This is a genomic window from Sporichthya brevicatena (genome assembly GCF_039525035.1).
Classification (GTDB): Bacteria; Actinomycetota; Actinomycetes; order Sporichthyales; family Sporichthyaceae; genus Sporichthya; species Sporichthya brevicatena.
The window spans coordinates 400002-412490 of sequence record NZ_BAAAHE010000007.1; the positions used below are offsets into that span (position 1 = coordinate 400002).

Here is a 12489-nt window from a genome sequence, read left to right on the forward strand (position 1 = left end):
GGTGTGGGGGGCCGGGTCGGTTCGCCGCGTCGGTTGACCGGGACGAGAAACCGAGACGTCGACATGCCCGGCTTGTGCCGTTCATGGTTCGTGAGTGAGACCGGGGTCACAATGGAGTCCGCTACGAACGGTGGCCCCTCGATTTGTAGGCCGCTCCAAGAGGAGGACGGGTGCTCGACGCCACCCCGCGCAGCCTGACCGCGGTTGCCGACGCGCTGATGGAGCGCGAGGAAGCCCTGGTCACCGCCCAGGTGAAGGCCGTGCGCGAGTTCGCCGGGTACGACCGCATCCCGCTGCCCTCGCTGCGGAGTTCGGCCCGCCGCAACGTCCTGCGGGTCGTGTCGGTCCTGCGGGGGAGCCCGGACCTGCCGGCCGAGGCCGAGGAGACCGAGCGGCAGTCCGGCGGCCAGCGCGCGCTGCAGGGCATTCCGGCCGACGTCGTCGTCGGTGCGTACCGCGCGGTGATGGGCCTGCTCCGCGAGGAGTTCCTGGCGACGGCGACCGACCTGCAGATCCCGGCCGTCGACGTCCTCCACGCCACGCGGCTGCTCTGGGACCTGACGGACCGTTACTCCACCGAGGTCGTCGCCGAGCGGCAGCAGATCGACATCGAGTTCGCGCGCCGCGACGAGCAGGAGCGGCTCGCCTTCCTCCAGCGACTGCTCACCGGCACCCTGCTGCCCGCCGAGGTCCTGGTCGGCGGCGTGGCCTACGGACTGGTGCCCGACGCCGAGTACTGGGTCAGTCGCGGTCGGCATCCCGAGGAGCACCGGCACGCGCTGTCGCGGCGACTGGAGTACTCGGGCGCGACGTCGACCTTCCGGCCGCTGATCGGGTGGATCGACGGGGACGTCGTCGCCGTCACCGCGAAGCGGCCCACGGTGGAGGCCGACGGCGCCGTGCTGGCCGTCTCCGGCCCCGTCCCGCCCGCCGGGTTCCCCCAGGCCTTCGGCGAGGCGACGCGACTGCTCAACGTCGCCGCCCGGTTCCAGCGGCAGGGTCTGGTCGACAACAACACGCTCTCGATCCGGATCGCGGTCGTCGAGGAGGGCGAGCTCTCCGAGGCCCTGCTCGCCCGGTACGCGACGCCGGTCCTGGCCACCGGCGCGACGGCGGGCATCGTCCTGTCGACGGTCCGCACCTTCCTCGCCTGCCGGCGGCACATCGCGGAGACGGCGGCGGCGCTGTCCGTCCACGTCAACACCGTCCGGTACCGGCTCGCCCGCTACGCCGAGCTGACCGGGGCGGACCTCGACGACACCGAGACCCTCATCGAGGTGTGGTGGGCCCTCGAGTCCTGGGCGCTGCGGGAACAGACCCCCGGCGCCTGAATCGGCAGCCCCGCTTGGAGCCGCGTACAAGGCGACACCGGCACCTTCGTCCGTCCGTCCATGGCGCACGCGGCCGAGGTCACGGAGCATGAGCGGCTACACCCACCACAGGGAGGTCCGCGGGTGATCGTGGGACTGGGCGGCGGCGTCGGCGCGTCGCGGTTCTGGCGGGCGCTGCTCGCCGAACTGACCGAACCGAGTGCGTTGACCGTCGTCGTCAACACCGCGGACGACCTCTGGGTGCACGGCCTGCGGGTCTGTCCGGACCTCGACACCACCCTCTACGCCCTCTCCGGTCGGCAGGACCTCGAGCGCGGGTGGGGCGTGCAGGGGGAGTCCTGGCGGGCGATGGCCGCCGTGCGTGCGCTCGGCGGCGACCCGTGGTTCAACCTCGGCGACCTCGACCTCGGGACGCACCTGTTCCGCACCGGGCTGCTCCGTGACGGCGTCGGCCTGGCGGAGGTGACGCGGCGGCTCGCCGCGGGCCTCGGGGTCGCGACGCCGGTGCTGCCGATGACCGAGGACGAGGTGACCTCCTACGTCCTGACCGCGGCCGGCGAGCTCCTGCACTTCCAGGAGTTCCACGTGGCCCGTCGCTCGCGCGACGAGGTGCGCGCGATCTCCTACCGCAATGCCGACACCGCCGCGCCCGCCCCGGGCGTGCTGGAGGCGATCCTCACCGCCGACCTCGTCGTGATCGCGCCGAGCAACCCACTCGCGAGCGTCGGCCCGATCCTCGCGCTGCCGGGCGTCCGCGAGGCGCTGCGTGCGAGTCAGGCCCCGGTCGTCGCCGTCACGCCGGTCGTGTCGGGGGTGCCGATCAGGGCTGCCGGTGAGCAGCACCGCGCGGACACCCGAGCCGGACTGCTGCGGTCGGTCGGGCTCTCGCACACCGCGTCGGCGGCCGCGAGCCTGCTGCGCGACGTCGCGGACGTGTTCGTGCTCGACCGCGCCGACGAGATCGAGGCCGAGACCGTCGCCGGCTTCGGGCTGGAGGCCCTGCTCGCCGACACCCTCGCGACCGAGCTCGGCGACGGAGCGATCGACCTGCCCGCCGCGCGCGCGGTGCTGGAGCGGTTCGCCCCGGCCGAGCGACGAGCCGGCGCGTCCGAGACCCGGGAGCGCCGGTGAACGCGGGACTGCGGCGCGCACTGCGCCGGGCCCGCGACGGGGCGACCTTGAACGTTTCCGAGGTGACCGAACTGCTCGGCGCCCGCGGGGAGGCGTTGGCGGACCTGACGGCCACCGCCGCCCGGGTCCGCGACGCGGGGCTCGAGGCCGCGGGCCGGCCGGGCGTCGTCACCTACTCGCCGAAGGTCTTCGTGCCGGTGACGCGGCTCTGCCGCGACCGCTGCCACTACTGCACCTTCACCGTGACGCCGGGTCAGTTGCGCCGTGAGGGCGTGGATCCGTATCTGTCCGTCGACGAGGTGCTCGATCTCTGCCGGCGCGGCGCGGAGCTCGGTTGCACCGAGGCGCTGTTCACGGTCGGCGACCGTCCCGAGGACCGCTGGCCGGTGGCGCAGCAGTGGCTGACCGAGGCCGGGTACGACTCGACGCTGGACTACCTGCGCGCCCTCGCGATCCGCGTGCTGGAGGAGACCGGCCTGCTCCCGCACCTCAACCCCGGCGTGATGACGTGGGAGGAGATTGCGCGCGTCAAGCCGGTCTCGCCGTCGATGGGGATGATGCTGGAGACGACCGCGACCCGATTGTTCTCCGAACCCGGGGGCGCGCACCACGGCTCGCCCGACAAGGACCCGGCCGTTCGGCTGCGAGTCCTGGAGGACGCGGGCCGCCTCAACGTGCCGTTCACGACCGGGCTGCTCATCGGCATCGGCGAGACACCGCTGGAGCGGGCCGAGTCGCTGTTCGCGCTGCGCCGCGTGGCCCGGGCGTACGGGCACGTGCAGGAGGTCATCGTCCAGAACTTCCGCGCGAAGCCGGACACCGCGATGCGCTCCGTGCCGGACGTCGGCTTCGGGGAGTACCTGGCCGCGGTCGCGACGGCGCGCGTCGTGCTCGGGCCGCGGATGCGCATCCAGGCCCCGCCGAACCTCTCCGCGCCCGACGAGCTCGCCGCGCTGCTCGGCGCCGGCGTCGACGACTGGGGTGGCGTCTCGCCGCTGACCCCCGATCACGTCAACCCGGAGCGGCCCTGGCCGGCGCGCGACGTCCTGGCGGCCGCCACCGCGGAAGCGGGGTTCACCCTCACGCCGCGCCTGACCGTCCACCCCGAGTACGTCCGGGCGGGAGAGCCCTGGATCGACCCCCGCGTCGCCCCGCACGTGGCGGCGCTGGCTGGCGCCGACGGCCTCGTCCGCCCGGGCGTGCGGCCGGTCGGCCGGCCCTGGCAGGAGCCGGAGCGGCTGACCGAGACCGGCCGGGTCGACCTGCACGCCGCCATCGACACCGAGGGTCGGCGCACCGAGACGCGGTCGGACTTCGACGCCGCCTACGGCGACTGGGAGGCGGTCCGCGAGGACGCGCGCCGGATCGGTCCGCCCGGGAGCACCGCCCCCGAGCGACTCGACGGCGACGTCGCCGCCGCGCTGCGGTCGGCCGAGCGTTCGCCCGCCGATCTGACGGACGCTCAGGCGCTCGCGTTGATGACCTGCGACGGCCCGGCGCTCGAAGCGCTGGCGGCGCTGGCCGACGCGATCCGCGCCGACGTCAACGGGCCCGAGGTCACCTACGTCGTCAACCGGAACATCAACTTCACCAACGTCTGCTACACCGGCTGCCGGTTCTGCGCGTTCGCGCAGCGGCGCACGGACGCCGACGCGTACTCGCTCTCCCTCCAGCAGGTGGCGGACCGCGCGGCCGAGGCGTGGGGCGTCGGCGCGACCGAGGTCTGCATGCAGGGTGGGATCGACCCGGAGCTCTCGGGCACGGCGTACTTCGACCTGGTGCGGGCGGTGAAGGAGCGCGTGCCGCAGATGCACGTGCACGCCTTCAGCCCGATGGAGGTCGTCAACGGGGCGACGAAGGCGGGGATGTCGGTCCGCGAGTGGCTGACCGCCGCGCGGGAGGCCGGGCTCGACACCATCCCGGGCACTGCGGCGGAGATCCTCGACGACGAGGTCCGTTGGGTGCTGACGAAGGGCAAGCTGCCGACGGCGGCGTGGATCGACGTCGTCACGACGGCGCATTCCGTCGGCATCCGCTCGAGCTCCACGATGATGTACGGCCACGTCGACACCCCGGAGCACTGGGTCGCGCACCTCAAGCTCCTGGCGCGGCTGCAGGACGAGACCGGCGGGTTCACCGAGTTCGTCCCGCTGCCGTTCGTCCACACCAGCGCGCCGCTCTACCTCGCCGGCGTCGCCCGGCCGGGTCCGACGGCGCGCGACAACCTGGCCGTTCACGCGATGGCCCGACTGCTGCTGCACGGGCGGATCGACAACATCCAGACGTCCTGGGTGAAGCTCGGCGTCGAGGGCACGCGGGCGACGCTGCGGGCGGGGGTCAACGACCTCGGCGGGACGCTGATGGAGGAGACCATCTCGCGCATGGCCGGCTCCGAGCACGGCTCGCGGCGGTCACCGCAGGAGCTGGACGAGATCGCGGCCGGCGTCGGGCGTCCGACCCGGCAGCGGACCACCGCCTACGGCGCCGTCGATCCCGAGCGCGTCGCCCTGGCCTACGCGGCGCAGGATCAGCTGACGAGCTCGAAGTCGTTGCCGTTGATCTCCTTGACCGCGGCGAGGTAGTCGCGCATGTAGCCGGGCCAGTTGGCCACGATCCGGCCGTCGGAGTCGCGGTACCAGGAGTCGCAGGCGAGCCAGGCCGTGCCGGCGAAGCGGCGCTGCAGCGCGGCGTCGGAGGCCGCCTCGACCTCGGGCTTGACCTCGATCGCGGCGGCGTTCCGGTCGCGGACGAGTTCGAGCGCCTGCCGCACGTAGGCGGCCTGCTGCTCGAGGTACCAGATGATCGAGCCGCCCGAGGTGTTCGTGTTCGGGCCGTAGAGGACGAACATCGAGGGGAAGCCCGGCACGGTGATGCCGAGGTGAGCGTGGGCGCCCTTCGCCCAGACCTCGCGCAGGTCGAGTCCGTCCCGGCCGCGGATCTCCATCGGGAACATGAAGTCGTTGGTCGCGAACCCGGTGGCCCAGATGACGCAGTCGACGTCCGTCACGCGGCCGTCCGCCGTGCGGACACCGGTCTCGGTCAGCCCGGTGATCTTCTCGGTGACGACGTCGACGTTCGAGCGGGTCAGCGCGGGCAGGAAATGGCTGGAGAACAGCACGCGCTTGCAGCCGAAGGTGTGGTCCGGCCAGATCTTCCGGCGGAGCTCCGGGTCCTTGACCTTGCGCTTCATGAAGGCGGCGGAGCGCAGGCCGACGACCTTGCCGAGCGTCCGCGGGTGGCGGATCGAGGCGGTCAGCAACTCGGCGTACCAGTAGTAGAAGTTGCGCAGCGCCGGCTGGACGAACGGGACGTGCTCGATCGCCCAGCGGATCGGGAACGGGTACGGCCGGTTGCGCCGGGCCAGGAACCAGTTGCCCGTCCGCTGGAAGACGGTCAGGCGGGCCACCTTCGGGGCGATCTCGGGGACGAACTGCACGGCGCTCGCGCCCGACCCGATGACGGCGACGCGCTTGCCGGTCAGGTCGTAGTCGTGGTCCCAGCGGGCGGAGTGGAACTGCTTACCGGTGAAGACGTCCCGCCCGGGCAGGTCGGGGATCACCGGCTGGTGGAGCTGGCCCGTCGCGATCACGAGCGCGTCCCCGACGTGCTCCGCGCCGTCCGCGGTGCGGACCGTCCACTGCCGGGCGTCGCCGTCCCAGGTGCAGTCCTGGACGAGGGAGTTGAACCGGATCAGGGGCTCGATGCCGAAGCTGCGGGTCACCTCCTGCAGGTAGCGCAAGATCGCCGGCTGCGGGGAGCACAGGTGCGTCCAGTCGGTGCGCTGGGCGAACGAGAAGGAGTACAGCGGGCTCGGGACGTCGCAGGCCGCGCCCGGGTAGCTGTTGTGGAACCACGTCCCCCCGGGCTCCGGAGCGCCCTCAAGGACGGTGATGTCCGAAAAGCCGTGTTTGCGCAGTTCGATCGCCATGGCGACCCCGCCGAAGCCGGCGCCGACGATCAGGATGCGAGGGCCGGGGTCCGCTTGCGCCATGCGCGGGAGAGTAGTCGCAGGTGAGCCGATTACAGTTGGTCCTGCTGCACGAAATTTTCCGCGCGAGATCCCGAGGAGCGCACCATGCTCGAGCCCCAGGTCGACGCCCCCGCCACCGACGTCGCCGACGAGGTCGTCGCCGAGGACCTGCTCGTCGAGGACGTCTCCATCGACGGCATGTGCGGTGTCTACTAAGGCGCCCAGTCCCATCGCCGGCAGGCCCTCGTTCGACCTCGACGCCGCCTGGGATCTCCACCCGCGGGTGGAGATCCGTCCGGAGCGTTTCGGGGCCCTGCTCTACAGCTTCGACACCCGTCGGCTGTCGTTCCTGCGCAGCCGTGAGCTGCTCGCCGTCGTGCAGCAGCTGGGTGGGTCGGCCAGTGCCCGTGAGGCCTGCGCCGCGGCCGGCGTCGGCGAGGCCGAGCTGCCGACGTACCGCGCCGCCCTGGCGCGCCTGGCCGAGACCCAGATGATCACCGCCCGGGAGGGCTGATGACCGCGCCGACCTCGCCGCGTCCCCTGATCGAGGAGTTCGCCCTCGGGCTCGAGTCCCCGATCTGCCTGACCTGGGAGCTCACGTACGCCTGCAACCTGGCGTGCGTCCACTGCCTGTCCAGCTCGGGTCGTCGCGACCCGCGCGAGCTCACCACCGCCCAGTGCATGGCGGTGATCGACGAGCTCGAGGCGATGAAGGTCTTCTACGTCAACGTCGGCGGCGGCGAGCCCACCGTGCGGCCCGACTTCTTCGAGCTGCTCGACTACGCGACCGCGCACAAGGTCGGCGTGAAGTTCTCGACGAACGGCTCGCGCATCACGCCCGCGGCGGCGGCGCGCATCGCGGCGAACGACTACCTCGACGTCCAGATCTCGCTCGACGGCGCGACCGCCGAGATCAACGACGCGGTCCGCGGGACGGGGTCGTTCGACACCGCGCTGCGGGCCCTCGACAACCTCGCGGCGGCCGGGTTCTCCAACGCCAAGATCTCCGTCGTGATGACGCGTCAGAACGTCGGTCAGCTGGACGACTTCGCCGCGCTCGCCGAGCGGTACGGAGCGACGCTGCGCCTGACGCGGCTCCGTCCCTCGGGCCGTGGCGCGGACGTCTGGGACGACATGCACCTGTTCGCCGACCAGCAGCGCGCGCTCTACGACTGGCTGCTCGACCGCGGCGACAACGTCCTCACCGGGGACTCGTTCTTCCACCTCGCGGGCTACGGCTCGGCACTGCCGGGGCTGAACCTGTGCGGGGCCGGGCGTGTGGTCTGCCTGATCGACCCGGTCGGCGACGTCTACGCGTGCCCGTTCGCGATCCACCCCGAGTTCCTCGCGGGCAACGTCCTCGACCCGGGCGGCTTCGCCGGCGTGTGGCGGAGGTCGGACCTGTTCGCCCACCTGCGCGAGCCTCAGACCGGCGGGGCGTGCTCGTCCTGCTCGGCGTACGACTCGTGCCGCGGTGGCTGTATGGCGGCCAAGTTCTTCACGGGGCTTCCGCTCGACGGGCCCGACCCCGAGTGCGTCCGGGGCCACGGCGAGCACGCGCTCGCGGCGGCGGACCGCACGTCGGCCCCGAAGTCGCCGGTGGACCACTCCAAGCCGGGCGGCCGCAAGCCGACCGGTCCGGTGCCCGTCAGCATCGGCCCGCGCCCGGACTCGCTCACCGGCCTGACCACCCCGCCCGACCGGGCCTGCGACGCCAGCCCCCTGGCGGGCTTCGTTGCGTCTCGCTGACCTGACCTGGCCTCAGGTCGCCGGCGAGGTCGGCCCGGCGGTCCTGGCCGTTCCGCTCGGCTCGACCGAGCAGCACGGCCCGCACCTGCCGCACTCGGTGGACACCGACATCGCGGTGGCCCTCTGCGAGGGCCTCGCGGACCGGCGGCCCGACGTCGTCGTCGCGCCTCCGCTGCCGTTCGGCGCCAGCGGGGAGCACGCCGGGTTCCCGGGCACGCTCTCGATCGGGACCGAGGCGCTGACGCACGTCCTGGTCGAACTGGCCCGCTCGGCGACCGACACGTTCCGTCGGGTGCTGTTCGTCTCCGGGCACGGCGGCAACGGCGAGGGCCTGCGGGCCGCCGTGACGCAGCTGCGGGCCGAGGGCCGGGACGTCCGGTTCTTCGAGCCCCGCTGGACCGGCGACGCCCACGCCGGCCGGGCGGAGACGTCCCTGATGCTCCACCTCGACCCGCGGCGGGTCCGCCTGGAGCTCGCCGAGCCCGGCAACTCCGCCCCGCTGCCCGAGATCCTCCCGCTGCTGCGGGCCCAGGGCATCCGGGCCGCGAGCGCGAACGGGATCCTCGGCAACCCCGTCGGCGCGTCCGCCGAGGAGGGCCGGGCACTGCTCGCTCGCCTGACGGACGACCTCGTCGCGTTCGTGGAGCGGACGTCCGACGATGTGGCTGCTATTGCGACCACATCTTCGGACGCAACGGCGGAAGGGGTCGCGTCATGAGCGCGGGACGGGTCGCGATCGTCACCGGTGCCGCGCGGGGGATCGGGGCCGCGACGGTGGCTGAGCTCGCGCGGCAGGGTTACTCGGTGCTCTGCGTCGACGCGGTGACCGACGACTCGGCGCTGGGGTACCCGCTGGCGACGACGGCGGACCTGGACGCGGTCGTGAAGCTCGCGAACGACTCCGGCGCGGGTGGCGCGGCGGCCTTCGTCGCGGACGTCCGCGACCTGACGCGGCTGGAGGCCGCGGTGGCCGACGCGGAGCGGCGGTGGGGCGGGATCGACGTCGCGATCGCGTGCGCGGGCGCCATGGGCGGGGGAGCGCCGCACTGGGAGACGTCGGTGGAGACCGAGCAGGTCGTGCTCGACGTGAATCTCGACGGGGTCCTGAACCTTGCCCGGGTGACGATCCCGGCGATGCTCAACCGGCCCGCGCCGCGGAGCGGGCGGTTCCTCGCCATCGCCTCCGCCGGCGCGACGCGGGGGCTGCCGAAGCTGGCTGCGTACTGCGCGGCGAAGGCCGGCATCACGGGTTTCATCCGCGCGCTGGCCGTCGAGCTCGGCGACTCCGGGATCACCGCGAACGCCGTCAGCCCGGGGTCGACGGACACGGAGATGCTCGCCGAGTCGGCGCGGCTCTACGACCTGCCCGCCGCTGCGGAGTTCGCCAGGCAGGCGCCGCAGGACCGACTGCTCCACCCGGACGAGGTCGCCGCCGTGGTGGCCTTCCTCGCGAGCCAGAAGTCCGGCGCGATGACGGGCGCGATCGTTCCCGTGGACGCCGGCCTCGGGCTGTGACCCTCCCGGGGGTGCCGGTCGGCACCCGCGTCGAGTTCGATCCGACGCTGCGTCAGATCGGTGACGGCGTGGTGGTCGGCGGCGTGCCGCGGCGGGTGCTGCGGCTCGGACCGGCGGGGGTCGGTGCCCTGGCGGAACTGCGGGGCGGGGTCGTGCGCACCGCCAACGGGGGAGCGCTCGCGCGGCGGCTGATCGATGCCGGGCTCGCGCATCCGCGGCCGCTCCCGGTCGCCGGGGTGCCGGTGACGGTGCTGATCCCGGTCCACGGCCGGGCGGCGGCGCTGGAGAACTGTCTGCGGGCGCTTGGGGACGCGTACCCCGTCCTCGTCGTCGACGACGCCTCGCCCGACCCGGCCGCGATCGCGAAGGTCGCCGCGGGTTGCGGGGCGCGCCTGATCCGGCGCGAGGTCAACGGCGGGCCCGCGGCGGCGCGGAACACCGGCCTCGCGGCGGTGACGACCGACTACGTCGCGTTCCTGGACAGCGACTGCGTCCCGTCCCCGGGCTGGATCGACGCCCTCGCCGGCCACCTGATCGATCCCGCCGTCGCCGCGGTGGCGCCGCGCATCGTCGCCGCCCCTGGTGCCCCGGCCGGCGCTCGCGGGGCCCTCGACCTCGGTCCCCGCGTGGCCCGGGTCGCGCCCGGTACCCCGGTCTCCTACGTCCCCACCGCGGCGCTCCTGGCCCGCCGCGCGGCCCTGCTCGACTGCACTGGAGATGACATCTCCAGTGCAGATGACATCTCCAGTGCGGAGGCGTTCGACGAGCGGCTCCGGTACGGCGAGGACGTCGACCTGATCTGGCGGCTGGTCGAGGCCGGGTGGCGGGTGCGCTACGAGCCGACGGTGCGGGTGGAGCACGTCGAGCCCGCGACCTGGCGCGGCGTGCTGGCGCGACGGTTCCACTACGGGACGTCGGCGGGGCCGCTGAGCCGGCGGCACCCGGGCGCGATGTCGCCGCTGGTCCTGGAGCCGTGGACGGCGGCGGGCCTCGGGGCGCTGCTCGCGCGGCGGCCGGGGCTCGCGGCGGCCGCGTTCGCCGGGGCGGTGCTGGACGAGCGGCGCGTCCGCGCCGGGGCGGGGCTGCCGGCGGCCGGGACGGTCGGCGCGGTCGCCGACCGGACGGCGAAGACCGCGCGGGCGTCCGGCACGTATGCGACCCAGTTCCTCAGCCCCCTCCTGCTGGCCGGCCTGACCCGGCGCCGGACGCGGTTCGCGGCCCTGGCGCTGCTCGCGGCGGGGCCGGCGCACGCCGGGTGGACCTCCCGGCCCCCGAACTACCGGGTGAGCTTCGTCGCAGGTCACGTGGCCGAGGACGTCCTCTACGGCGCGGGTGTGCTGGTCGGAGCCCTGCGGGCCCGTACCGGGCGACCGCTGCTGCCGATTCGCGCGCGCCGTGGGGCCCGTGGGATTCTGGGGGGTCGCTCGGGAAAGGACAGCACGCATGGGCAACCCCTGGTTCGAGACGGTCGCTGAGGCGCAGCGGCGGGCCAAGCGGCGGCTGCCGCGGTCGGTGTACAAGGCGCTGATCGCCGGGTCGGAGCGTGGTCTGACGCTGGAGGACAACCTCAAGGCGTTCGGCGAGCTCGGGTTCGCCCCGCACGTGGCCGGTGCGTCGGCCAAGCGTGAGCAGGGCGTGCGGGTGCTGGGTCAGGACATCTCGATGCCGGTGCTGATCTCTCCGACGGGTGTGCAGGCCGTGCACCCCGACGGTGAGGTGGCGGTGGCCCGGGCCGCGGCGGCGCGGGGGATCGCGATGGGGTTGTCCTCGTTCGCGTCCAAGCCGATCGAGGACGTCGTGGCGACCGGGGTGCCGACGTTCTTCCAGCTGTACTGGTCCGGGTCGCGGGAGGTGATGGTCGCGCGGTTGGACCGGGCGCGGGCGGCCGGTGCGGCCGGGATCATCCTGACCCTGGACTGGTCCTTCTCCCACCAGCGGGACTGGGGCTCGCCCTCGATCCCGCAGTCGATCGACCTGAAGACCGCGGTGAAGTTCGCCCCCGAGGTCGCGATCCGTCCGCAGTGGCTGCTGGCCTTCGCCAAGACCGGCAAGCTGCCGGACCTGGGTGTGCCGAACGTGCGTCCGCGCACGGAGCCCTCGCCGGGGTTCTTCGAGGCGTACGGCGAGTGGATGATGACCCCGCCCCCGTCGTGGGAGGACGTGGCCTGGCTGCGTTCGCAGTGGGACGGGCCGTTCCTGCTCAAGGGCGTGTGCCGGGTCGATGACGCCAAGCGCGCGGTGGATGCCGGGGTCTCGGCGATCTCGGTGTCGAACCACGGCGGGAACAACCTGGACGGCACTCCCGCGGCGATCCGGGCCCTGCCCGCGGTCGCGGACGCGGTCGGCTCGCAGATCGAGGTGCTCTTCGACGGCGGGATCCGCCGCGGCTCGGACGTGGTCAAGGCCGTCGCGCTCGGTGCCCGCGCGGTCCTGATCGGCCGCGCCTACCTGTGGGGCCTGGCCGCGAACGGCCAGGCCGGGGTCGAGAACGTCCTGGACATCCTGCGCGCCGGGATCGACTCCACGATGCTCGCCACCGGCAAGTCCGAGGTCAGCGAGTTCTCCCGCTCCGACATCCTCATCCCGGACGGCTTCACCCGCGCCCTCGGCGCGGAGTAGGTCTCACCCCGCGGCATCACGACCGCAGCGACCGGCCTCGGCCGGCGCTGCGGTCGTTGCTTTTCGGTCTTGCGCCGGCCGCCCGATGAAGCTATTATTCGAACATATGTTCTGCATATCTGCTTGAGTGCAGTAGCATTTGATGGGTGAGCGAGGAACGACCCGTCGGTGGTG

At 73.3% G+C, this 12489-nt stretch carries 11 protein-coding genes; 10 read left to right on the forward strand and 1 reads right to left on the reverse strand.

Annotated features, from left to right (window positions below):
• The first annotated feature begins 170 nt into the window (after window positions 1-170).
• From ABD401_RS05110 to ABD401_RS05120, 3 genes are all read left to right on the forward strand, one after another.
• Entirely contained in the window at window positions 171-1331 is a 1161-nt protein-coding gene (locus tag ABD401_RS05110) for a PucR family transcriptional regulator (RefSeq protein ID WP_344602279.1), read from the forward strand.
• 123 nt (window positions 1332-1454) lie between these two features.
• Complete coding sequence (cofD, locus tag ABD401_RS05115; protein WP_344602281.1) at window positions 1455-2462, forward strand: 2-phospho-L-lactate transferase; 1008 nt, start codon at window positions 1455-1457, stop codon at window positions 2460-2462.
• Window positions 2459-5044 (forward strand): bifunctional FO biosynthesis protein CofGH, encoded by a 2586-nt coding sequence (locus tag ABD401_RS05120; RefSeq protein ID WP_344602283.1) that lies wholly within the window; start codon window positions 2459-2461, stop codon window positions 5042-5044. Before cofD ends, ABD401_RS05120 begins: the two co-directional genes overlap by 4 nt.
• Here the strand turns inward: ABD401_RS05120 and ABD401_RS05125 are convergent.
• On the reverse strand, window positions 4990-6453 hold the full coding sequence (locus tag ABD401_RS05125) for a flavin-containing monooxygenase (RefSeq protein WP_344602285.1): 1464 nt from the start codon (window positions 6451-6453) through the stop codon (window positions 4990-4992). The two genes, ABD401_RS05120 and ABD401_RS05125, sit on opposite strands and share 55 nt — an antisense overlap.
• An 84-nt stretch (window positions 6454-6537) precedes the next feature.
• Between ABD401_RS05125 and mftA the strand changes: the two genes are divergently transcribed.
• From mftA to mftD, 7 genes are read left to right on the forward strand one after another with little or no spacing between them, the layout of a single operon-like run.
• Window positions 6538-6648 carry a mycofactocin precursor MftA gene (mftA, locus tag ABD401_RS05130; RefSeq protein WP_344602287.1) on the forward strand — a complete coding sequence of 37 codons (111 nt, stop codon included), beginning with the start codon at window positions 6538-6540 and terminating at the stop codon, window positions 6646-6648.
• Window positions 6638-6946 carry a mycofactocin biosynthesis chaperone MftB gene (mftB, locus tag ABD401_RS05135; protein ID WP_344602289.1) on the forward strand — a complete coding sequence of 103 codons (309 nt, stop codon included), beginning with the start codon at window positions 6638-6640 and terminating at the stop codon, window positions 6944-6946. Before mftA ends, mftB begins: the two co-directional genes overlap by 11 nt.
• Window positions 6946-8181, forward strand: a complete 1236-nt coding sequence (gene mftC / locus ABD401_RS05140) for a mycofactocin radical SAM maturase (protein ID WP_344602291.1) — start codon at window positions 6946-6948, stop codon at window positions 8179-8181. The genes mftB and mftC overlap by 1 nt, the downstream gene beginning before the upstream one ends.
• Window positions 8168-8899 carry a mycofactocin biosynthesis peptidyl-dipeptidase MftE gene (gene mftE, locus ABD401_RS05145; RefSeq protein ID WP_344602293.1) on the forward strand — a complete coding sequence of 244 codons (732 nt, stop codon included), beginning with the start codon at window positions 8168-8170 and terminating at the stop codon, window positions 8897-8899. The genes mftC and mftE overlap by 14 nt, the downstream gene beginning before the upstream one ends.
• Entirely contained in the window at window positions 8896-9696 is an 801-nt protein-coding gene (locus ABD401_RS05150) for a mycofactocin-coupled SDR family oxidoreductase (RefSeq protein ID WP_344602295.1), read from the forward strand. The genes mftE and ABD401_RS05150 overlap by 4 nt, the downstream gene beginning before the upstream one ends.
• Before the next feature lie 11 nt (window positions 9697-9707).
• On the forward strand, window positions 9708-11171 hold the full coding sequence (gene mftF / locus ABD401_RS05155) for a mycofactocin biosynthesis glycosyltransferase MftF (RefSeq protein ID WP_344602297.1): 1464 nt from the start codon (window positions 9708-9710) through the stop codon (window positions 11169-11171).
• The gene (gene mftD / locus ABD401_RS05160) at window positions 11140-12315 is read left to right on the forward strand and encodes a pre-mycofactocin synthase MftD (RefSeq protein ID WP_344602299.1); all 1176 of its coding nucleotides are present in this window, start codon (window positions 11140-11142) and stop codon (window positions 12313-12315) included. Before mftF ends, mftD begins: the two co-directional genes overlap by 32 nt.
• Window positions 12316-12489: the final 174 nt, after the last annotated feature.

Bases quoted from the DNA above. Each gene is read 5' to 3' on its own strand.
- ABD401_RS05150 (WP_344602295.1), top strand. From the start codon at position 8,896: ATGAGCGCGGGACGGGTCGCGATCGTCACCGGTGCCGCGCGGGGGATC.
- ABD401_RS05125 (WP_344602285.1), bottom strand. From the start codon at position 6,453: ATGGCGCAAGCGGACCCCGGCCCTCGCATCCTGATCGTCGGCGCCGGC.
- mftD (WP_344602299.1), top strand. From the start codon at position 11,140: ATGGGCAACCCCTGGTTCGAGACGGTCGCTGAGGCGCAGCGGCGGGCC.
- mftC (WP_344602291.1), top strand. From the start codon at position 6,946: ATGACCGCGCCGACCTCGCCGCGTCCCCTGATCGAGGAGTTCGCCCTC.
- mftA (WP_344602287.1), top strand. From the start codon at position 6,538: ATGCTCGAGCCCCAGGTCGACGCCCCCGCCACCGACGTCGCCGACGAG.